Genomic DNA, 23,359 nt, shown 5'->3' with positions numbered 1-23,359 from the left:
CAATAGGTTCAGGCTCAGATATCTGAGTATACCTAATGGCTATAGCTATTGATTTATTGGCTGGATCTCAGCCTCATCAAAGTCATTCTATTAGCGAAGATTTCGCTATAGCGAAGGAAATTTGATTAAATGGAACCACAACAAGAAAAGCAGGCTCAACAATTGGTTAGATATCCACATTCCAATGAGTTATACGACGCGCCTATTGATTTGCGCGAATTATTCAAGTCCTTGTGGCGAGGCAAATGGGTTGTAATTGCAACAACTTTTACTTTTGCTGTTGGCTCTGTGATCTATGCATTGAGCCTACCAAATGTTTATAAAGCGGATGCGCTGTTATCTCCAGCGGAAAGTGCTGGCGGTGGTGGGCTCTCGAAAATGGCAGGCCAATTGGGTGGGTTGGCTGCTCTTGCAGGAGTAAATCTTGGTGGAGGAGGTGCGTCTCAGACAGACCTTGCTGTCCAAGTTATGAAATCTCGTCAATTTGCTGAAGCGTTCATTGAGAAGTACGATCTATTGGTTCCTTTAATGGCGGCAAAAGACTGGGACCTAAGCAAGAATCAGCTTGTTTTAGATGACGAAATATATAACTCTAAGACTGGCATGTGGGTGCGAGAACCAGATGGTTTAAGAGGACCTAAACCAACACCACAAGAGGCTTATGAGGTATTTAGTAAAAATGTCTTAAGCGTAAATAAAGATGATGAAACTGGTTTGTACACAGTATCTGTACAACACTTTTCTCCTTATTTAACAAAGCAGTGGGTAAACTGGTTGATTGAAGATATTAATAAGGTTATGAGAGAGAGAACTATTTCAGAGGTATCTCAAAACCTTACCTACTTAAATACTCAATTACAAAAAACTTCAGTTGCTGAGATGCAAAGCACTTTTTATAGTCTAATTGAGGAACAAACAAAAAGCTTAATGTTAGCTGAAGTTCAAGATGAGTTTATATTTAAAACAGTAGATCCTGCTGTTGTTCCTGAGCTTAAGAGTTCGCCAAATCGTGCATTAATTTGCGTAATAGGAACTCTTTTAGGGGGGATATTAGGTATGATAATTATACTTGTAAATTATTCTTTTAAAGAAGATGAGATAAGTTAGAGCTATAAATTTAAATAGGCTTAACAGATCTTTTATTATTAACTATATAATAACGAATTATATTTTATTAAGATAAGATAATTGAATATTTTTAAGAGCAATAAGAACTCCGAAGTTGCAAGTGTATTCAAAGGAATGCTTACTCTGGCAAAAGGTGCTGTGTTTGCCAGAATTATAGGTTTAGTTAGTATTCCAGTTTTAACCCGAATCTATTCTCCAGAAGATTACGGTGTTTTAGCTCTTTACACGTCACTGATAGCTATATTAGCGCCTATTTTTACCTTTCGGTATGTGCAAGCAATTCCTTTACCCAAAACTGATAAGATGGCAATAAATCTTTTTTCGGTATGTCTAGCTCTGATATTGATGAGTTCTCTTTTTATTGCAGTAATACTATTTTTCTTCAGTGAAACTATCCTGAACTGGTTTGATATGAGAGCGCTTGCTCCATGGTGGCCTGTAATTGTACTTGGTGCAGCAGGAACTGCCTTATATGAACTATTTAGTCTTTGGGCTACTAGGAAAAAGCAATATAAAATAATAGCCAAAACACAAGTAACTCAATCTTTTTTTGGCAATCTTACAAAAATTTTAATGGGTTTGTTCAGTTTTAAGCCTGCAGGTCTACTGATCGGTCAGTTTATTGCTCAAAGCGGTGGTGTGGGAAGTTTTATTAAACAATCATTGCCAGATTTTATAAAGCTAAAAAGTCAGGTTACTAAGAGTCGTTCTACTTTTATATCTAGTTATTATCGTGGCTTTCCAGTATTTCGATTGCCATCTCAAATTCTGATGTCTTTGTCATTACAAGCTCCAACCTTAATGATGGCAGCATTATTTAGTAAAGAAAGTACAGGACAACTTAGTCTAGCTATGGTTGCACTAAATCTACCTATAACCCTTATAGTTAGGGCTGTATCTAAGGCTTATTATGCTGAAATATCGTCAATAGGAAAGAATAATATTGAAAAAATCCGCAGAATTACATTCTCTGTACAAAAGAAATTATTTTTAATTGGATTCCCTTTGACGATAGTGACGATGTTTGTGGCTGAGTATGCGTTTGTTGTCATTTTTGGTAATGAGTGGTTAAAAGCTGGACAAATGGCGGTAGTGTTAGCTCCTTTTATGTTGTTACAATTTACTTCCTTACCTTTGATTGAAGCAATAAATGTTGTTGGTTCTCAAATTCATTTTCTTATTTTAAGCATTGTCAGAGTGTTAGGTCTAATAATTATGTTTGTAGGTTCGATTTATTTTCATGTTCAAGAATCTACTTTTTTGATTATGTTAAGCGCTTATCTTACTTTATTTTACCTGTTCACATCTTTTTTTGTTGTCTTTTCTATGAGAAAGTAAGTTAGTCTCAGTATTTATTAAAAGCACAAGAACGAAATATTAATTGGAGAAAAAATGTTAGCTATTCACTCTCGTTCGGGTAGCTTCAGTGACAAATGGATTGATTATTGTCAGCTGAATGATATTAACTATAAAATAGTGGATTGCTACTCCGACGATATTATTGAACAACTAGAAGGTTGCTATGGTGTTATGTGGCATTGGGGACACAATGATCACAGGGCCGTATTGTTTGCGCGTCAATTAAGCTACTCATTGGCGGCAGCTGGTAAGCGAGTATTCCCAGATCCTGCAACAGCTTGGCACTTTGACGATAAAGTAGGTCAGAAGTATTTATTAGAAGCTATAAAAGCTCCATTAGTTCCTAGCCACGTCTTTTATGATAAAGATGTGGCTTTAAATTGGGCTTCAACAACAACCTTCCCTACGGTATTTAAACTTAGAGGAGGAGCTGGAGCTGAAAATGTGCATATTGTAAGGTCCGAAAGTGAAGCTCAAAAATTCATAAGAAAAGCCTTTGGAAAAGGGTATAAAGTAAAAAATAGGATCAACTTTTTAAAGGAGCGCTATTGGCACTTTAAACGCGATAAAACTCTAAGCAGCTTTTTAAATATTAGTAAGGGCTTTGCTAGGTTAGTTATTCCGAAAGAGGCTGAAAAAAACTTTCCAGTAGAAAGAAATTACGCATATTTTCAAGAGTTTATTCCTAACAACGATCATGATATTAGAATCATTGTTATAGGTAAACGAGCGTTTGCGATCAAGCGAATGGTAAGGGAAGGAGACTTTCGAGCTTCTGGTAGTGGTAATATTATTTACGACCCGCATCAAATACCCAAAGAATGTTTGAAAATTGCTTTTGATGTAACAAAGAAGTTGAACTCCCAGTGTCTTGCTTTTGACTTTGTTACGTTGGATGACAAACCTCTCATTGTTGAGTTGAGTTACTCTTTTGCGCGAAAAGGATATCTTGACTGCCCCGGGTATTGGAACAATGAACTAGAGTGGATTGAGGGAGCATTTTCTCCTGAATTCTTCATGATCGAAGACTTCATAAGCAAGAAGCTTTAAGCGTTTATATTCTTCTCTCAAATTAGTATAAATATTTAGAGTGGTAATTATTTTCAGGGCGGAACAAATTAAAAAACTTCGCCTATAGCAGTTTATTAAGGTTTTAGTAGCATGAGTAAGCTAGGTCTGGGAACTCGAACTTTCTACTCAGAGGGTGAGAATTGTATCAACTATAAAAAGCATATTTCTAAGTTTGATCTTCAAGGGCGTTTAGTAGATCCTATTTCGGTTATGGAGTTTTTGATGAAAAACTACATATTCTCGAACCGAACTATGGTTCAAGGAATTGAACGAACACCTTGGATGGCAAAGCGTGCGTCAAAAGATAGTGAGTCTTGGAGTTATTTAGATTTGCCTCCTCATCTTAAAGATAAAAAAAGTTCTCCAGAAGTAGCAAAAAAGTTAAAACAGTTACTAGAAATTGAAGCCCTTGAATTCCTTAACGGAAAAAGGAATATAGGTATTCTACTATCTGGTGGTATGGACAGCCGAATTGTTGCTGCTATCGTGAGGGAGCTACAGGTTACAGGTAAATATACTGGCGATGTTACCGCTTTAACATGGGGTTTAAAGGACTCTCGTGATGTAGTATATGCGCAGCGAATTGCACAAAGCTTTGGCTGGGAATTCAGCTATAAGCCTTTGACTGAAGAGGTGCTTTACAACAATATTTTTCTCACAGCTGAACGAGGCGCAGAATATTCTCCCGTGCATTTGCATGCAATGGCAGATGTTTCAAAAACTATTGGTATCGATGGAATTTTGGCTGGTAGTTATGGTGACAGTATTGGTAGAGGCGAATATTCTGGCAGAAAAACTTCTGAGCTGCCTCATATACTTGACCGACATATGAATCATTTTGCTTTTCTTCGAGCTTCTGTTGAAAAGGCGGCTATTCATGGTGTTCGAGCAGACTTAGAACGTGAGCGGTCTCGATTCCCTGGGCGAAGTGAGATGTCTTATCGAGAGATAGAAATGCAACAGCATTATATGCGCCGCCAGTTGAACGCTTGCATGGAAGTTATTGATGACAGAATTCCTTTGTACCAGATGTTTACTTCACCGGATGTATTTGGGTTTATGTGGTCGTTAGATCCTAGTTGTCGTACAGACGATAACTATGAACACTTACTTGAGTTGTTGCCTGGAAACTTATTGGATATTCCTTGGGCTAGGACAGGGCGTCGTTACAACAAAGCTAACAGTATCGTAGAAGATACGCTCACTAGTCGTAACAATTGTTATGGGAAATGGTTGAGACACGACCTAAGGAGCACCGTTTTGAATGAGATTAATAGTGGTGTATTGCAAGAGTTAGGTATATTTAATGAGAAGTCTTTAGATATGTGGGCAAAGCACTGGCCTAAAACAACTTATGCTAAGGCAGATCGTCTTGATGAAAAAATGGCATGGTTAGCATCATTTTCAGTTTTCGTTAGAAACAATAACCTTAAGTCACAAGTAAACAAATATAGTGCACTTGATGACTTCAATCGACTAAAGGCTTTTGCTTACACCAAGCTATATCATACAGCACTGAAGGTCAGCAAACGATGAGAAAATCAATAACATTTATTATTGGTGGCTTACGTGGCGGTGGTGCAGAGAAAGTTTGTGTAACTTTAGCGAACGGTCTTGTTAATCAGGGGTACTCTGTAGACTTAGTCGTATTGAGTCTAAACGGTGCTGTCAGAGAAAAAGAGCTAGCTTCCGAAGTGAACTTAATTAATTTAGACGTTAAGCATACCCGTTATTCAGCCGTTGCTATTTCTCGCTATCTTAAGCAAGCAAAGCCTAAAATAGTTTTATCTTTTAACCGCCAAATATCAGTAATGTTGGGTCTGATACGAAGTATCATGAGACTGAAATTTACATTGATTTCAAGAAATATCATTTTCTTATCTATAGCTGAATCAAAGAAAAAAGGCCTATGGCACGGTTTTATTGTTAAACATTTGATTAAGAAGTTTTATGCACTGTCTGATTATTTTATCGCTCAATCTTCTGCAATGAAAGTAGACTTGATTGATTACTTAGGTGTCGAAGCATCCAGAGTTGAAGTGATCAACAATCCTGTTTGCCAAATTGTTGCGAACTATCAGAAGCAAGTGTCACTTGGCACTATCGTAAATGAAGCCAGTATTGAAGACTATTTGCTATGTGTGGGAAGACTGGAAGAGCAAAAAGCTTTCCATTATGCGATTGAAGCCTTCTCGAAAGTGGCACCAAGGTATCCAGAGCTCCGCTTGAAGATTGTTGGGCAAGGAGGCTTGGAGAGTGAACTGAAGAAGTGCGCCGCTAAGTTTAATGTACTTAAAAGAGTAGACTTTGAGGGGTTTCAGGGTGATATGATTCCTTATTATGCCAATGCAAAGGCAACGTTATTAACTTCATTATTTGAAGGCTTCCCAAACGTGCTTGTTGAATCGATAACACTTGGGACTCCAGTTGTTTCATTTGATTGCCCAAGTGGTCCAAGCGAAATCATTGAAGATGGCATAAATGGATATTTAGTCGGCTATCAGGACGTAAATGAGTTAGCAGAAAAAATATCACTAGTCTGTGATGGCAGTATTATTAGAAAAAAAACACAAAGTACATCTGAACGATATACTATAGAGAAAATTTTGCAAAGTTATCAGTCTTTAATTGAAGCTAAGTCTTAATGCTCTTATCTTTTTACTAAAGGTTGAATTATAGTGGCAATATACTTCTTTCCATTCTTTCTGATTATGTTTTTTTCTATTATTTCTGTTAATAGAAGTCAGAGTGTAATCAATTTATCGCCAGCACTTTATATATTACTTGTGCTTTTTGTTGGCATTAGATATGCCTCAGTTGATTACTTTAACTACGAAGAAATTTACTATTATGTCGACAATGTTTCAGAGATGGGATTTCCAAACTATATCCCATCTTCTGGAGAAAAACCGACGGAAAGCCTTTATGCATTCTTAACACTATTTATTAAGTCATTTGGTGGTAGTTTCGAACTATTTGTTTTTTTTATTGCTTCTATATCTATAGGGATAAAGCTCTATGCATTTAAAAAAATGTCGAACTTCTTTTACTTATCAGTACTTTTATACATAGCTATCTGGATGCGGGCAGACTTAGGGCAAATAAGGAATGGTTTGTCTTCTGCGATTACTTTAATGGCCGTCTACTATTTATACCATAGCAGGAAGTTGATTTTTACTCTCGCCGCGACATCATCTTTACTGGTACATATTGCTGCAGTGTTATCTTTTTTATTGATTTTTATGAAAAAGCTCGCGCGTCCGTGGATGCTGTCTTCAGTGCTCGCAGCATCCTTTGTTATGGCTGCTGCTGGTGGGTTCGGGATGACAATTGTTCTCTATATTGCTGAGTTTATGGGGCTGGGTAATGAATTTAGACTCGTCAGATACATGGATTCAAAGTTTGCTGAGTCATATTCTATATTTGGCGGTACCGTTTTAGTTCATTTATTAATTTCTGTATTAATCCTCTTGTTTTACAAGAGATTGGTTAAGGTAAACAAATATAATTCTATTCTAATACCCATGTATGTTTATGGATTTTCGATGATGCTGTTTTTTATCGATTATGGGATTATGTTTGCTCGTATAAAAGATCTTTTCTGTACACCAGCTTCCATCATAATATTGCCTTCTATTGTGTTGATTTTTCATAGAAGGTCTAGGCCGCTTATATATTTATCTTTAATAGCATTTTCTGCACTAATGTTTGTCACTACAGTTCAAAACGCAGAACCATATCAAACAATAATATTTAATTAGGTACAAACATGAGAATCCTCTTTGTTGTCAGTACATTGAAACACTCTGGCCCAACAAATCAATTGCTTAATATCATAAACAACCTTGATAGAAACATTTTTGAACCACACTTGATCACATTGTCTCCGGAGCCTCAACATAATAGCCGCTGGAAAGACTACGAAAGTGCAGGGGTCAATCTGTATTCTTTGAATCTATCTAGAATTAAAGGCATGTTTCTAGCTAGCTCAACACTGAAGAGTTTAATCAAAGAGATCCAACCAGACTTAATCCATACTCAGGGCATCCGAGCTGACAGTCTTGCCTCTTCAATTGCAGGTAGCATTCCATGGGTTATGACATCGAGAAACTTTCCACCTGAGGACTATATTAGTAAGTTTGGTCGAATTAAAGGAGCGTTGATGGTTAAGCAGCACTTTTCTGCTATGAAAAAGTGTCACAACTTAGTGTCATGCTCTAAAACGATCCAAGCACAGCTAAAGAGTGTTGGCATCGAGAGTGATGCGATTCAGAATGGTGTAAAAGACTTTGTAGAAAGCTCACAGGCTCCTTCGGTTTTGCAAGAATACGAGAAACCGGTTTACATTTCTGTGGGAAGTTTAATTCCAAGAAAAAACATGGAGTTATTGATAGATGCGTTTAATAGGCTACCCAATAAAAGTGCAGGTAGTTTGATTATTCTTGGCGATGGCCCTCTTAAAAATGACCTTCAGGTCAAAGCTGGGCCCAACGTGGGTCTTTTGGGCAATGTATCCAATGTAAATGAATATCTTGCTGCTTCGGATTATTTTGTATCTACTTCATTATCTGAAGGCTTACCAAATACAGTCTTAGAAGCTCTATCCGCAGGTTTGCCTGTAATATTATCAGACATTGACTCCCACCAAGAGATAGCACAAGAATCTAAACAAGCGTGTCAATTATTTTCTTTAGATTCCGGTACGCTTCATCTTAAACAAAAGTTGTCTCAAGCACCGATCGACTTTGATGAAAACTCAAAAAAAGAGGCGAGACGACTCGCAACAGAAGTGTTTTCTGCGAAGCAAATGTCTGAAAAGTATCAAGAACTATATCGTAAAATTTTGGAGGCACAGTGAGTAGTTATAGCGGGTTGGAACGTAATATTGCCAGAGTACTGAGGCGCTTTCCTGCGATCAAAGAGTTTGCAAAGTTCTGTTACTCTAGATTAATGTATGTTCGAGCTAAAAAGTCTTACAAGTTCAAATCTGAAGTGAGCCCTATCGCTTATTCCAACCAATCAAGGGAAAGCTTTTTTGGCTACTACGATAAGTCCCCGGAAAATAGCCTAGGAATGGTAATTACCCAATTATCTAGTCGCTCAACTAGTCTTTTACCTTCAATAGAAAAAAGTGTAGAAGTTGCTGTATTTGATAATAATCAAGAAATGTTATTAAGCTTGTCTGTCAATGCCTACAACTGGCAGCAAGGTTGCAGAGCGCATTGGCTAAATGAAGATCTTTTCATTTTCAACGACTACGATAGCGAAAGAAACATTTACATTGCGAAAATCTATTCAGTAAGTGAAAGAAAGCAAATTAAAGAGTTTAGCCATGCGGTGCAGGATTCTTTCAAAGACGAGTATTTTATTTCGCTAAACTATAAACGTCTGATGACTTTAAGGCCGGACTATGGTTACCGAAATACCTCACTACTAAAAGACAAAGAATTGCGTGATAATACCCAAGATGGATTATGGTTTGTAGATATTAAAACTGGTAATACGAAACTATTATTTTCTCTAGATGATGCTTGTAAAATAAATCCCACTCCAGACTTTCAGAGTGCGGTGCATAAATTTAATCACGTGATGATCTCACCATCAGGTGAACACTTTATATTTATGCATCGATATTTACTAGGTAAGCGTCGTTTCGATCGCTTGCTCAAGTTTGATATTACAACAGGAAATGTCACCTTGTTGAGTGACTTTGGTATGGTAAGCCACTGTTTTTGGGTTAACGAGTCAACGGTGCTTGGTTTTATGCGGGGTCCTAATGGAGTTGATGGTTATTGGCTTATTGATGTGGCTTCTGGCAACTTTACTCCATTCCAGCATGAGAAACTTTCAGGTTATGGGGATGGGCATCCTCATGTAGTCGGAGATTGGTTTGTGACTGACACATATCCAGACAAAGCTAGAATGCAGCATCTTCTTCTCTGTAACCTTGTCACTGGTGAAGTTAAACCAATTGGTGAGTTTTTCCATGGATTTGAGTTTTCAGGAGAAACAAGGTGCGACCTCCATCCTCGATTATCATCATGCGGGACGGCCGTTTTCTTTGATTCGGTATTTAGCGGTAAGCGTCAACTTTACAGAATGGATCTACCTAAATGAAATTTAGTGTTTTGCTCTCTGTCTATACCCAAGAGAGTCCCTCATACTTAAAAGAAGCAATGGAAAGTATTTGGGAGCGGCAGACCTTAAAGCCAGATCAGATAGTTTTAGTGAAAGATGGGCCTCTATGTTCTGAGTTAGAAGATGAAATTGTATCGTGGAAGGTCAAGCTTGGTGATGTTCTAACACTTGTTGAGTTGCCACAGAACATTGGGTTAGGGGGTGCATTAAATGCGGGCTTGAAAGCTTGTCGAAACGAATTAGTTGCGAGAATGGACACCGATGATATCGCATTGCCGCAACGTTTCGAAAAGCAAGTTGAATTTATGCTTCGAAATCCGAGTATTGCTGCCTCTAGCGCAACGCTTGAGGAGTGGGATGAGAGTTTTAGCTTTCGTATTTCTGAACGCAAGTTACCAGTTAGTTCAGCAGAGTTACGCAAGTTCGCTATTCGTCGTAGCCCTCTTAGCCATCCAGTTTCTATTTTCCGAAAGTCGATTATAGAATCCGTAGGTGGGTATCCAGACTTACGGAAAGCTCAGGATTATGCTTTGTGGAGTCTTTTATTGAGTAAAGGATATCAGCTAACTAATTTACCTGACACATTGTTGAAAATGCGCTCGGGCAAAGAGATGCTTACTCGCAGAGGGTATTTTTACTTCAAGCAAGAGTGTAGGTTAATGCGCTATCAAAAAAGAATAGGTTTCTTATCAACGAAAAACTTGATAGTAAACACTTCATTAAAAGCGGTGCTGAGGCTTTCTCCAAGGTTTACTAAAAAGATTATCTATAGATTTGCAAGATAATTGTTAGCATACTTTTTAAGATATAACTAACTAAAGTAAATACAAAAAGAGCAGCGACCGCGAGGCGCTGCTCTTTTTTATACCTGTGATACGTTCGATAAAATTCGCAGTGTTTTAGCGACCCATCCCAAATAACACTGTTTTGACTGTAAGGAAAAGAATCTTCACTTCCATCATCCAGTTTTGATGTTTGATATAATAGACATCGTATTTATGCTTCCAAATAGCATCTTCTACCGATGCGCCGTAAGGGTATTTTACTTGAGCTAGGCCAGTGACCCCAGGTTTAACGGCGTGACGAAAGCGATAGTAAGGAATGGCTTTTTCCAACTCAGAGATGAACACTTCACGTTCTGGGCGAGGGCCAACCATCGACATCTCTCCCTTTAGTACATTGATTAACTGAGGGAGCTCATCAATGCGAGTTTTACGAATAAAACAGCCGACTTTCGTTACGCGCGCGTCATTTTGGGTTGCCCATTGGGCTCCGTTCTTTTCTGCATCGTTTCGCATCGAGCGAAACTTAATCACTTCAAACTCTTCATTATACTGGCCGGTACGACGCTGTTTAAAGAATACCGGACCTGGCGATTCAAGCTTAATGAGTAGTGCCGTAATAAGCCCTACTGGAATAGCAACCCATGACAGCATGAAAACAAACAACAGATCGATGAAGCGTTTTTGCCAGCTGTTCTTACGATTAGAAAGGATAGAAAAAGCTTTTTGGTGTAAGAAGTAGCCGCTGTGCAAAAGCTCAGTTTCAGTATATCCGAGTGAACGGTCAAAATAGCTCACTAATGGCTCAACCCAAGCACCTAGCTCTGTCGCCGCGACAAGAAAAGCTTGCTGTTCAGGAGCTAGATGCGAGCTTTTGAAGTGGCAAAGCGTTTTGCTCTTGAAGTCTCTAAGAGAATAGTTATTAACCTGAGCGTTAATCTCAGGATGCCTCTTAAGTACTTGAGCAATTTTTGCTTCGTCTTCTTTTGGACAGTAGATATAAAGGCAAGCATTTGATTCACTTGCGGATAACTCGTCCAATGCTGATGTTATGCTGATAGAATTATGCTTAGTTAATTCAGAAGCTTCTCGTTCTTGAAGCGTGTCGCTCATACTGTCTGTCATAGGAATGGAATAAGTTGTTATCGACTAGCCAATTGCTTACAAGTCGGCGATTATAATTTATTTCGTATAGAAATTATATCCCTGAATCCAGAACATGCTCATAACTTTGTTAATTTTCTTGAACCTGAGTCCTTGTTCATGACTTGTTTTTGAATCTTAACGTAATTATATCAACGAACTCGAAAAACTATGTTTGCGATATATTATATTGCCTCGAGATTAAATGATTGTTCATTTCACTATATAACGCAGTTATATCCGAGGGTTATCAGTTGTTGATAAAGCGATCTTTTCGACTCTTGTTCACCATGAATAAGGTGAACTTCTTTCGGAGGAGTAGGAATGCCAGAAACAAACTGTATTAAATCGTCCCTATCCGCATGTGCAGAGTAACCTGACATGGTATGTACTTGAGCCTCCACTCTAACGCGCCTTCCTTCAATCAGTATGTTCTCTTCTCCATCCTGAATTCGCCGACCTAACGTCCCTTCTGCTTGATAGCCTGCAAATAGCACATCATTTCTTTTATCTGGCAGCAATGCTTCTAAATAATTGACGACACGTCCACCTTCACACATACCAGAGGCCGCAACTACGATAGCAGCTTCTGTCGTGCTCGCGAGTCGATTGACGAGCTTTAAATGGTCAGTGTGGCTTTCGACGGTAATACATTGATCAAACGCAAGAGGGTGTCGGTGATGCTCGAGCCGCTCTTTCGCTTCAGCTCCCCAAAGCTTTTTAAATTGCCTATAGGTAGTAGTTACCTTTTTAGCCAAAGGAGAATCGAGAATAATAGGCAGAGAATCTTGCAAGGCGTGCTCATGAATAAGCTGTTCTATATCAAACAGTAACTCTTGAGTTCTCCCGACGCTAAAAGCAGGTATAACAATTACGCCACCATCCTGAAGTGCATGCTCAATAATAGAAAGCAATCGCCTACTGCGAGACTCAACATCTTCGTGAACTTTATTGCCGTATGTTGACTCGATAAACAAATAGTCAGCTTTTTCAGGCGATACCGGATCAGGTAGGAGAGGCGTGTTACGAGGTCCCAAATCCCCTGAGAACACAACAACTTCATTGTTTAATAAATGAAACTCAACATATGCAGACCCTAAAATGTGTCCTGCTGGTTGAAAGCGAAGAGAGGTATGTTCTTCTATCTCTATCCATTGGGAGTAAGAGCAAGGGCGAATAAGCGTTCGAATAAAATCGAGTACGTTTTCTCTTTGATGACGCCTCATGCCTAACTGGAGCTTTAATCCATCTTCTAACATAAGCGGTACGAGCTCAGCGGTGGCTTCCGTACAGTAGATAGGCCCCTTATAACCTGCAGCCAATAGCCAAGGTAGCCGGCCAACATGATCGATATGAGAATGGGTTAGAACAACCGCTTTGAGATCAGAGATAGAAAAGTCGATATTCAAACTCTGCTGCTGAGCATTATCTTGACCTTGTAGCAAACCGCAGTCGATCAGCACACTTCCATTTTGCAATACGAGCTCGTGACAAGAGCCGGTAACCGTATTTTTCCCACCGTGGTGCAGTACTTTCATAACGAAACGACGCCTTTTCCTTTTTAACCCACGCTTACGAGTATTTACTTTTATGTATAGCGACACCTCGCGACGTAAAAAACGGCTCAGTCAATCGCGCAATGAACAAGGTAAGCAGAAAGTGGTGAATAAGTGAGCGTATTGTAGGCAAGTATAATGAGAGTAAGAAAACAGCAAAACCGAAAGTTTAGAGAGACTTAGATATTCGTCATAAATTTGACTGTGTAGCATTGCAACCTGTTGTGATGCAATTCATATTATTGCAACTATTTTCACCTAGGCTTCTGAGGTTAACGCGCTAGCTATACAAACATCAGCTATGCCGGAAGGAGTTTAATAATTAGTAAGCCAATAAAAAGCGCCACGTTTATGGCGAGTTAAGTGTCAGAAAAAAGACATTTTTTTGCAAGCTTTTTACACGTTCTACTTTTAGTTGCAACGTGTTTACTATACAATTCGTCTCCTGTTTGGAAACGCAACCATTAACCACTACGTGCTAAAACTTGCTTCTAGGAGCCAGACCTAGGGGCGGTAGCGTGCCCAAATCATCGGTTGGCCTCTTTCCTAATAGAAAAGAAACCAAGCAAGATAATTTTTAATAATAATAAGCACCTAAGTGCATTTCTGGCAAGATTGATTTATAAAAAACGAGAACTATTACAAATTTATGTAATTCCCTTTTGTCAGAGGGACGCTCAAAGCTAACAAAGTGGCGAGCAAATGTTGGTTAGGCATAGGTTACAACTTAAATCTCCATTTCTCATACCTATCAAAACCAAATACTAGGTTTATAGAAGTACATAACTACCGGCCCAAACCGTTAGTTAGTGTATTCGGCTTTGTATTTGGCCTGCCTATAAAAGGCTGAGAACCGATGACCGTCACGAGCTAGTGTCGGTGGAGCTCAGTTACTTACATATTCAATATTAGAAATTAGCGTTTGCAATGCGTTACAACCCACGTTGGCTAATGTGGTTTTGTCACGCCAAAAAATCACCTGCTCATTCTTAGAGTTCGGCGTGTCTAGATACGAGCGAAGCAAGAATCAGCAGTATCGGACCTGTGATGCAATGGAATCCGTATAGGGAATCAGTCGGATGCGTTATAGATTTACCTCAAACTTATTTAATAACACAGTTGGCTATCATGAATAATGCATATTTATTTGTATTTATTTTGTCGTTCGTTCTACTTTTTGTTATGCGCAAAGTTGCTAAGCGCGTAGGTCTAGTAGATAAACCCAATGCAAGAAAGCTCCACCAAGGTGTGGTGCCACTTGTAGGAGGGATCTCCATTTTCTCTACTATACTGGTGGGGTTCCTTTTGTTCCTACCAATGAATGACAACTTATCACTCTACTTATCTTGTTCGGCTGTACTCATCGTGCTCGGCGCATTAGATGACTATTACGATGTAAGTTTCAAAATTCGCCTTATTATCCAAGCAGGAATATCCCTTGCGATGATTTACATCGGAGGCCACAGCTTACATGATTTAGGTTATCTAATGGGGAGCGAAACCATTGCCCTTAATGAAGTCGCTGGCGCAGTGATCACCGTTATTGCGGTAATAGGCGCAATTAACGCATTTAATATGGTTGATGGCATAGACGGCTTGCTGGGCGGGTTAGCCTCGGTCACCTTTACAGCATTAGGTATTGTATTTGCCTACAACGGAAACGAATATTTAGCTACGATCTGTTTATTGATCGTAACTGCGATGCTTCCTTACATCTTCCTGAACTTAGGTTTCCCACTTGGTCGTCGCTTTAAAATCTTTATGGGTGATGCTGGCAGTATGTTTATAGGCTTTACCGTGGTCTGGATGCTGATTCGCGGCACGCAAGAACCAGGAGCGGTAGCCTTCAAGCCGGTCACAGCACTGTGGTTGATAGCTTTACCGTTGATGGACATGGCAACCATTATGATCCGTCGTATTCGTAAAGGTCAGTCACCATTCCAACCAGATAGAGAACATCTACACCATATTTGTCAGCGTATTGGGCTTTCTCCAGGTGCAACGTTAATTTTCATCTGTTCGATGGCATCAATTTGTGCCGCTATCGGTTTGTGGGCTGATTTTACTGATGTCAGTGAATCTACAATGTTCTTCGCCTTTATAATTCTGTTTGCGTGTTATTTCTCCATTATAAGCCACATATGGAAGATTACAGCTTTTATGAAGAAAAAAATCAAAGTATTAGGTACTAAAACCACAAGTTACGTCAGAAAATATAAATTGCAAAGTAAATGAAGCTATTTATTGTTAGGAATTAATAATGTCATTGTATAAAGATATATTAGAAATTGAAGGTGGTCAAAAGCCTACAGGTAAGGTCGTTATTTCCGGTGCGAAAAACTCCGCAACGAGGTTGTTAGCAGCAGCGACACTTTGCGATGAACCTGTTAAATTGAGCGGTTATCCGATAAACTTAGTAGATTCAAGACATAAAGAAAGGTTTTTAAACTCCAATGGGGTCTATACTTATTATGAGGGCATTGAAACTGTAATTATCAATAGCAATGAATATAGTCCAAGAAAACTTGATGATTACTTTTATCCGATAAGAACAACATATTTGTTAGTAGCTGGTCAATTAAAGCGCTCAAACAAAGCATATATACCTTATCCTGGTGGATGCAATATTGGCTCTAGAAAATATGACATTCATATTGCCATATGGGAAGAGTTTGGTTGTCAGGTAGAAGAAACCGAAGATTGTATCATCGTAACTAGACCTGAAAAGCTTGTTGCAACAGAGTATGAGTTCCCGATTTCAACAGTTGGTGGAACAGAAAATGCGCTTTTAATGGCATCTATTTCCGAAGGGACTACAACGCTCGCCAACGCATATATAACTCCAGAAATTGAAGACTTAATTGAGTTTCTTAAAAGGTGCGGAGTTGGAGTTGAAGTTGTAGGACAGAGTCATGTGAAAGTAACAGGTAAGACATACTTAAAAGGACACCATTACCATGTTCTTCCTGATCGAATAGAAGCCTTAACTTGGCTTGTTTACGGGGCAATCTCAGGAGGAGATATCTTGATTGAGAATGTTCCATTCTCTTCAATGGAAATTCCTCTAATGTATCTACGTAATGCCGGAGTTGACTTTTTTCAAAACAGCACAAGTATTTATATAGATTCCTCTTGCCTAGTTAATGGGCACGCTCATTCTTTTGAAGTTGCTTGTGGTACACATCCAGGAATTATTTCAGACATGCAGCCGTTTTATGTGATGTTAGGGTTAATGTCGATAGGTAAGTCAAGAATACATGATTATAGATATCCAAAGAGAATCTCTTATATTGATGAGTTGCAGAAGTTTGTGAATCTAAAAATTGATGCTGAAGATGGAAAAATTACAACAAACGGACCTGTGATTTTCAGTTCTTCTGAAGCAAGCTCCACCGACTTGAGAGGAACTATGGCTGCTGTATTAGCTGCGTTATGTGCAAAATCAGGTACTTCGAAAATATATGGAGTTTCGATGGCCTTGAGAGGATATAATGATCTTATACCCAAGTTAGAAGGTTTAGGTATAAAAGTTAAATACAAGTCTTGATGAAGCAAAATATTAACTGAGAGTTGGAGATTTAGCAGCCTGGCTACTACTGGGCTGCTGCTGTGTTTTTATGAAATTATCAAACAAAACATTTTGGAAGATTGGTGGGGGATGTGAGTCCTTCTTTGAATTTAATACAGAAAGTGATGTCTGCAACTACCTAAGTACTGAATCAAGCTCTCCTGTAGTTATTGGTAATGGGACAAACACTTTGTTTTGCTCCTCAGGCTTTAATGGGCCCATTATAAAATTAGGTCAAGATTTTGATTTTATTAATGTTATTAATTCTACAGAGGTTGAAATTGGAGCTGCAACATATGTTCCTAAATTAGTTCGTAAACTTTCGAATAAAGGGCTAGGTGGTATAGAACACTGTGTAGGCATTCCTGCCACATTTGGTGGTTTAGTTGTCATGAATGGAGGTAGTCAAAGACGATCCATCTCGGAGAATTTAATATCAGTAAAGATTGTTGATTGTGATGGAGTTATAAAAGTCCTTTCAAAGGAAGAGTGTAACTTTTCATACAGAGAATCAATATTTAAACATGAAAATTTCATAATACTAAGTGCAAGAGTTAAGCTTGAGAAAATTAATATTGGCGAAAATAGAAGAGTGCTTCTAAATATTCTAAAAGAAAGGAAGAATAAATTCCCTATAAAGTTTCCAAGCTGTGGTTCTGTTTTTTTAAGCAGTCCTGAACTTTTTAATATGGTAGGGCCTCCAGGTTATGTTATTGAATCTCTTGGTCTAAAAGGTTACAAAATAGGGAATGCTCAAATATCAGAACAACATGCTAATTTTATTGTTAATTTAGGCGGGGCAAGTTCTGATGATGTCTTGTCTTTAGTAAGTCTTATTAATGAAAAGTGTAAAGATAAATATGGTTTTGAACTCGAGTCAGAAGCATTATTTTATAGCAATAATATGAAAGGAGTTCCATTAAATAAGGCAGTGGAAATAAAAGGGAAACAATCAAAGTGCGAGATTTTTTAGGGTTACTGTTCTCGAAGTTTACAGTTTTGATATTATCCGTTTTTGTGGTTTTTGTTCAAGCGAAAGCTCTAGGTGCAGAACAACGAGGGATGCTTGCGATGATACTATTGCTCCCTCAGTTATTTGTTTCCATTACTGATGGTGGAATGAGGCAAGCTATCAGTTATTTATTAGGAAAGAAATCTGAATCTGAAGCTAATATACTTGGAAGTGTAAGACTATTTACATATATATCTGTGATGTTTTGGGGAAGTATTTTACTAGTGCTTCAATATTTATACCTAAAAGATGACGTAGATAGATATATATTACTTCTTTCAGTTCTAATTCTACCCTTTATAGTATTAGTAAACTCTTATCGAGGGGTTTTTATTGGTAGGGAACGTATTAATAACTTTTCAAAAACGTTGCTAGTTCCTAGAGTTACGTATTTTTTTGTTATAGTTTTACTATACTATATGGATAAACTAACTTTAGAATTTGCCTTTTTCTCTTTTCTATTTTTTCATTTTTTTTCATTCGTGTTGTCAAGGTTTCTTTGCAAAAGAGACAATGTGTCTTTCAATATTTCACTAGCATCAAGGACCACACTTTCAAAAATATTTCGACTAGGAATAGTCTATGCCGTATCACTGTTTTTTATTGACTTTAATTACAAAGCAGGTTTGTTTATTATCAGTCATTTAAGTGATAGTTCTGATGTCGGTAATTATATCGTTTCTACACAAGTCGTTGAATTCATATGGCAGATTCCTGCAGCACTATCCATAATTATCTTTTCAAAAAGCGTGAATAAAAAAGAACACGGGGATGTTTGGGTAGATAAACTCAAAAAGGTTTCTAGAGTTCAGTTTTTTATCGGAGGTGTTTTTAGTTTATTTATTGGTTTCGTTCTCCATTTTTTTGTTCCTTTAGCGTTGGGGCAAGAATATGATAAAGTTTCAGCTCTATTTTTTATCCTTATTCCTGGGATTGTTTTTATGAGTGTATTTAAGCTGATTAATGTAGACTTTGCTGGGCGAGGAAAACCAATTATTTCACTTTATTTCATGCCGATAATTTTAGTTTTAAACTGTCTGATATCATATATTATATTTCCATATTATAATGTTTATGGGGTTGCGATTTCTGTATCAATTTCTTATGTTTTATCTACCCTGATTGCAGTGTTGATATATGAAAAAAAATATTCGGAAAAATTATCAATATTAGATTACTTTATTGTGAATAGAAAAGACCTTAATGAGTTTCATGATAAAATTAAATCTATTAGGTCTGAGAAAGCATGAAGAGATTAAGTGAAAATCAATTTGTATCATTGTCCTGTTTATTCTTGTTTTTTGATGCATTGAATGGCTTTTTTCTAACGGTTGTAGGCTTAGACATAAAAATATCGATAGCTTATAAGTTGCTTTTCTTATGCTTTGCTTTAGTTTTTTTGGCTAAGAAAAATAAAAATTATTTCTTTTTTTCATTATTCCTTATAATATACTCATTCATTTGGAGTGTTTTTCAAAATATTTTTGGTAGCGGTGACTACCTTTTGAATGACTTTTCTGAAATACTAAAGTTATTTTACACATTTATTATTTTTTTTACTTTCTCAAGTTTTCAAACAAGCAACCCAAACGTGGCTTTAATTAAGATATCTTTTTTCTCTACAATAGTTTTATTATTTAACGTAACTATTGGTTATCTTGGTGTCGGGAACACAAGTTATGATGATTATGGATTTAAAGGTCTTTTTTATGCGGGTAATGCGCTTTCTGGTGTATTAGTGATTATATTCTCTTTCTATTTGTTTTCCAATTACTCCAATGGAAAGTATCGCTTCACTTCATTTTTTATTCTTATGTTCATTGCTTTGATGTTAGGAACTAAGAGTGCTGTTCTTGGTTTAGTATTAGTATTTTTTCTGTCTTATACCAAACTTTCGGAACTTAAGAGTTTTCTAGTTTTAATGGTTATTCTTTTTCTAATTACTTTTTTAGTGTTTAGTAATTTTGAATTGATAACTAACTCAGCAGTTTACACAAGGATTAGTTATTTTTATGACAATGGAGGGGTTACTAGAGTTTTGTTGTCTGGCAGAGATGTTTTTTTAGACAATATTTTTCCCATCTACTTAAGTACACATGTTGGCGGATTGATTTTTGGACTCGGGTTTGAAGAACTTAGAGAAGGCGGTAAGCCTTTAGTTGAGATGGACTTCTTTGATATTTTATTTATATTCGGCATGTCGGCTTTATTTTTTTATGTAATTTCTATTCTTACTTATGTCTGTGTTTCAGTTAAAAAATTTGCATTTATTAATGGTGTTAGGGTCGTTTTTTCAGCTCTATTAGTTTTATCATTAATTGCTTTTTGGGCCGGACATATATTGTTTAATGGCTTAGTTACTCCTTTTCTTGGGATTCTGCTTTCTATACCTTTCTGGAAATATAATTATTTAAAATGGAGTGAGTGTGACAATGAGTAATGTACTATTTATGGTTTATACTATGGATACCGGACTGGGTGGCCATATTTACAGTTTAAAAAATATTTCAGAGCGATTAGAGTGTGAGTTTAAAATTTTATACTTTGGGTATATGCCTCCTAAAGTTGAGCTTAAAAATTTAACATTTGTCGATTTAAACAAAAACTCTATTTTTGATTGTATAAAAATATCTTGTAAAGAAGGTAAAAATACTCAAGTAATTCATTCTTTTAATGAACACTCATATTTCTTTTCTAGGATATCATCTCTAGTAAATAAGTCTAAACTAGTGCTTAACAAGTGTGGTGGTAAAAATAATAAATATTATCCTAAGACTAAATCGTTAGTTGTTTTTTCCAAAGAAAATTATGATTTTTTTAAAAGAAAAGGAAATGGTAATGTTTATTTAATACCTAATAGGGTCTCAAGCCCTACAGTTTTACCCCAAAGTATTACAATTGATAAAGAAAAGAAGAATATAATATGTATATCTCGATTTAGTAGGAAATATAAAGAAAAAATAGAAAAATCAATTCATCTATTAATGTTTTTGAATAAAAAAAGAAACTCGACAACACTGTCTATTGTTGGAACAATCGATGATGTAAGTGTTTTCGAACAGATAAGAGATTCTTATGGGAATATTCCTAATCTTTTTATTTATACCGATCCTGTATATACCTCAAATGCTCAAAGACATATACCTTATTTTGATCTTACTATCTCGGCAGGAAGAAGTTTAATGGAGTCTTTTTCTTACGGAGTTCCTGCTGCGATCGTAACAGAAGATAGAGAATACCCAACTTTAATAAATCAGAAAAATTTTGACACAGCATTTTATTACAACTTTTCTGAAAGAACAAAATTTGAATGCGAAAAAGAATTAGATAAAAAGGAAGTTTTTGATTATTTTTTCTGTGACTCAAACTCAGTGGTAAACTTTACAAAAGATATGTATGTAAAGTACTTTGATTCATCAGTCATAAACAATAGGTATCAAGAAGTTTATTTTAACTCAAATGGAGAGTCTTTTTATAATTTTGTTGATATTATTTTGAATGGACTATATATATACTGGATAAGAAGAAGTGTGAATATTTCTAGTCTGACTCAGGAATACTAAGATGAGAATCTTGTTGGTATCTAATATGTACCCATCAGAGTTTAGTCCTAGCTTTGGTGTCTTCGTAAAAAATATCTATAATCAACTACGAGATGAAAATAAAAACATTAACAAAGTAACAATTAGTAAAAGCCATGCTAATAATTTGAGAAAAGTTTTTGATTATTCTTTTTTCTTTATTTTTATTTTTATTAAAATTCCGTTTTATCAATTGTTTTATGTTCACTTTGTTTCTCATTCAATGATTCCATTTGTCTTGTTGTCATATATCGGAATTAGACCTAGAATTGTAAGTCATGTGCACGGTGGTGATGTTAAATTACTAGATGGCTTCAGTCGTAATCAATTTAAAATTAAGCGTAAGATCGTACAGAGAGCATTAAGTATATCAGAAAAAATTGTCGTCCCTTCTTACTCATATTCTAAGTATGTACAACAAGAGTATGGAGTTAGCGCTGATAAGATATTAGTTTATCCCTCTGGAGGTGTTGATCTTGATAAATTTAAGCTCCTACCAATTGAAAGAGAACAGAAGTTGCTTGGTTATGCAGGTAGACTTATAAAATCTAAGAATGTTGATATTATTATTCGAGCATTAGTCGATATTCCTGACTTTTATTTAGAAGTGGTAGGTGATGGAAATCAAAAAAATGCTTTAATTGAACTAACTAAAAAGCTTGGTGTTGAGAACCAGGTAAAGTTCCTTCCGCCTATGTCCCAAAGTGAACTAGTTCTTTGGTACAATAAGATCAATACTCTTATATATCCATCAGATAGCGAAAGTTTGGGGCTAGTGCCTATCGAGGCTATGGCATGCGGCGCGCAAGTTGTATTATCAGATATACCTGCTTTTACTGAGTTAGTAGATCTTTCTTTCAATGTCTGTATTGTTAACGAAAAGAAACCAGAGCGTTACTCTAAGGTTATTTTAGAGAAAATAGATATTGAGAATCAAGATCGTAAAAAAATAATAGAACACAACCTGGATATTATCCGTAAAAATTATTCATCCTCTGTAACCTTAAAGAGTTTAAAAAATGTCTTGTTCTAAAAGTATCCTGTTTTGTTATGGTGTCGGTGGGCACAATAGTCAAATGAACCGTTTAGTTAAACGTTTAAAACCTCATTTGGAAAATGCGAAATTAATTTCACTTTCCGACAAAAAAGATGCTCCTGATTGGGCTGATGAACATTATGTCTGTGGCGAGTTGCGCTCTAAACATAGACATATAGACTCTCTTTTAAATACAGGCCCAGCGAAAATAGTTACTTCTCTCATTAAAATTCGTCGTAACCATCATATTCATAGCGTTGTATCAACAGGACCTGGTATCTGTATAGTTGCTGCTTTATTTTATAAGACTATGGGAGCAAAAATCGTTCATGTGGAAACATGGTCTCGATTTAAAACTAGTTCATTAACTGGTCGTATTATGTATAAATTAGCGGATAAGTTTTATGTACAAAACGAATCCCTTGTACGTCTCTATCCCAATGCTATTTACGCAGGATTATTATGAAGATTTTTGTGACTGTTGGTACAACAAAATTTGACACTTTGATTCGAGCAGTTGATTTCGCTTCTGATACTGAAAGCCATCAGTATACTTATCAAATTGCTGACGGCGAATACAAGCCATCATCTGGAAGCTATTTTACTTTTACTTCAGATATAGAGGATTACTATAATCAGGCGGATGTTGTTATAACTCATGCTGGTGCAGGTTCTATTTACGGTCTTTTGGAGCGAAACAAGACCATAATCATTGTTCCAAATCTAGACCGCGTAGATAAACATCAAAGCGATATTGCAGATTTTATGGAAGAAGGTGGGTATGCAAGAGTATGTTACAATATGGAAATAATAGGTGAAATAATTAACAGTATTGTTGAATTTCAACCCAAAAGGTTTATTAAGAAAGACTTTTTTAAGCAAGAAGAAATTTCCAGATTTATCTTGGGTGTGTAAAATTTTATTTGATGTTTTTTACTATATGGTGATTTTTTGTAAAATACATTAGAACCTTAATAAAAGATCA

At 36.7% G+C, this 23,359-nt stretch carries 20 protein-coding genes; 18 read left to right on the top strand and 2 right to left on the bottom strand.

Annotated features, from left to right (window positions below; genetic code table 11):
* Positions 1-129: 129 nt before the first annotated feature.
* The 9 genes from R7R24_RS11410 (at position 130) to R7R24_RS11370 (ending at position 10,481) form a co-directional block, all read left to right on the top strand.
* A complete protein-coding gene (locus R7R24_RS11410) occupies positions 130-1,107 on the top strand; it encodes a Wzz/FepE/Etk N-terminal domain-containing protein (protein WP_005379476.1) in 978 nt (325 codons plus the stop codon).
* Between the two features lie 81 nt (positions 1,108-1,188).
* Positions 1,189-2,466, top strand: a complete 1,278-nt coding sequence (locus tag R7R24_RS11405) for a lipopolysaccharide biosynthesis protein (RefSeq protein WP_005379478.1) — start codon at positions 1,189-1,191, stop codon at positions 2,464-2,466.
* Between the two features lie 54 nt (positions 2,467-2,520).
* Positions 2,521-3,537, top strand: coding sequence for an ATP-grasp domain-containing protein (locus R7R24_RS11400; protein WP_005379479.1), 1,017 nt, complete (start codon positions 2,521-2,523; stop codon positions 3,535-3,537).
* 111 nt (positions 3,538-3,648) lie between these two features.
* Positions 3,649-5,094, top strand: coding sequence for an asparagine synthase-related protein (locus tag R7R24_RS11395; protein ID WP_005379482.1), 1,446 nt, complete (start codon positions 3,649-3,651; stop codon positions 5,092-5,094).
* Entirely contained in the window at positions 5,091-6,203 is a 1,113-nt protein-coding gene (locus tag R7R24_RS11390) for a glycosyltransferase (protein ID WP_005379484.1), read from the top strand. The genes R7R24_RS11395 and R7R24_RS11390 overlap by 4 nt, the downstream gene beginning before the upstream one ends.
* A gap of 33 nt (positions 6,204-6,236) precedes the next feature.
* The gene (locus tag R7R24_RS11385) at positions 6,237-7,319 is read left to right on the top strand and encodes an EpsG family protein (RefSeq protein ID WP_005379486.1); all 1,083 of its coding nucleotides are present in this window, start codon (positions 6,237-6,239) and stop codon (positions 7,317-7,319) included.
* 8 nt (positions 7,320-7,327) lie between these two features.
* A complete protein-coding gene (locus R7R24_RS11380) occupies positions 7,328-8,416 on the top strand; it encodes a glycosyltransferase (protein WP_005379488.1) in 1,089 nt (362 codons plus the stop codon).
* Entirely contained in the window at positions 8,413-9,675 is a 1,263-nt protein-coding gene (locus R7R24_RS11375; RefSeq protein ID WP_021034099.1) for a hypothetical protein, read from the top strand. The genes R7R24_RS11380 and R7R24_RS11375 overlap by 4 nt, the downstream gene beginning before the upstream one ends.
* The gene (locus R7R24_RS11370) at positions 9,672-10,481 is read left to right on the top strand and encodes a glycosyltransferase (RefSeq protein ID WP_005379492.1); all 810 of its coding nucleotides are present in this window, start codon (positions 9,672-9,674) and stop codon (positions 10,479-10,481) included. Before R7R24_RS11375 ends, R7R24_RS11370 begins: the two co-directional genes overlap by 4 nt.
* 114 nt (positions 10,482-10,595) lie before the next feature.
* On the opposite strand, the gene R7R24_RS11365 is transcribed toward R7R24_RS11370, so the two are convergent.
* Both R7R24_RS11365 and R7R24_RS11360 read right to left on the bottom strand, forming a co-directional pair.
* Positions 10,596-11,603 (bottom strand): sugar transferase, encoded by a 1,008-nt coding sequence (locus tag R7R24_RS11365; protein ID WP_005379494.1) that lies wholly within the window; start codon positions 11,601-11,603, stop codon positions 10,596-10,598.
* Between the two features lie 239 nt (positions 11,604-11,842).
* Positions 11,843-13,159: an MBL fold metallo-hydrolase gene (locus tag R7R24_RS11360; protein ID WP_005379496.1), complete on the bottom strand. Its 1,317-nt coding sequence runs from the start codon at positions 13,157-13,159 to the stop codon at positions 11,843-11,845.
* A 1,146-nt stretch (positions 13,160-14,305) separates the two neighbouring features.
* Here R7R24_RS11360 and wecA point away from each other — a divergent pair.
* The 9 genes from wecA (at position 14,306) to pssE (ending at position 23,289) form a co-directional block, all read left to right on the top strand.
* Complete coding sequence (wecA, locus tag R7R24_RS11355; RefSeq protein WP_191116059.1) at positions 14,306-15,412, top strand: UDP-N-acetylglucosamine--undecaprenyl-phosphate N-acetylglucosaminephosphotransferase; 1,107 nt, start codon at positions 14,306-14,308, stop codon at positions 15,410-15,412.
* Between the two features lie 25 nt (positions 15,413-15,437).
* Positions 15,438-16,724 carry a UDP-N-acetylglucosamine 1-carboxyvinyltransferase gene (locus tag R7R24_RS11350; protein ID WP_213907289.1) on the top strand — a complete coding sequence of 429 codons (1,287 nt, stop codon included), beginning with the start codon at positions 15,438-15,440 and terminating at the stop codon, positions 16,722-16,724.
* Positions 16,725-16,794: 70 nt separating this feature from the next.
* Positions 16,795-17,718, top strand: coding sequence for a UDP-N-acetylmuramate dehydrogenase (gene murB / locus R7R24_RS11345; RefSeq protein WP_191116050.1), 924 nt, complete (start codon positions 16,795-16,797; stop codon positions 17,716-17,718).
* Positions 17,703-19,007 (top strand): lipopolysaccharide biosynthesis protein, encoded by a 1,305-nt coding sequence (locus R7R24_RS11340; protein ID WP_191116051.1) that lies wholly within the window; start codon positions 17,703-17,705, stop codon positions 19,005-19,007. The genes murB and R7R24_RS11340 overlap by 16 nt, the downstream gene beginning before the upstream one ends.
* Positions 19,004-20,197, top strand: coding sequence for an O-antigen ligase family protein (locus tag R7R24_RS11335; RefSeq protein WP_191116052.1), 1,194 nt, complete (start codon positions 19,004-19,006; stop codon positions 20,195-20,197). The genes R7R24_RS11340 and R7R24_RS11335 overlap by 4 nt, the downstream gene beginning before the upstream one ends.
* A 22-nt stretch (positions 20,198-20,219) precedes the next feature.
* A complete protein-coding gene (locus tag R7R24_RS11330) occupies positions 20,220-21,320 on the top strand; it encodes a hypothetical protein (RefSeq protein ID WP_191116053.1) in 1,101 nt (366 codons plus the stop codon).
* 1 nt (position 21,321) lies between these two features.
* The gene (locus R7R24_RS11325) at positions 21,322-22,371 is read left to right on the top strand and encodes a glycosyltransferase family 4 protein (protein ID WP_213907293.1); all 1,050 of its coding nucleotides are present in this window, start codon (positions 21,322-21,324) and stop codon (positions 22,369-22,371) included.
* On the top strand, positions 22,358-22,840 hold the full coding sequence (pssD, locus tag R7R24_RS11320) for a PssD/Cps14F family polysaccharide biosynthesis glycosyltransferase (protein WP_191116055.1): 483 nt from the start codon (positions 22,358-22,360) through the stop codon (positions 22,838-22,840). The genes R7R24_RS11325 and pssD overlap by 14 nt, the downstream gene beginning before the upstream one ends.
* Positions 22,837-23,289, top strand: a complete 453-nt coding sequence (pssE, locus tag R7R24_RS11315) for a PssE/Cps14G family polysaccharide biosynthesis glycosyltransferase (protein ID WP_213899427.1) — start codon at positions 22,837-22,839, stop codon at positions 23,287-23,289. The genes pssD and pssE overlap by 4 nt, the downstream gene beginning before the upstream one ends.
* Positions 23,290-23,359 lie beyond the last annotated feature (70 nt).

The sequence above is a fragment of the Vibrio sp. 704 genome, assembly GCF_033339295.1.
The sequence above is the reverse complement of the archived record's forward strand: the minus strand, read 5'-3'. Positions and strand labels throughout refer to the sequence as shown.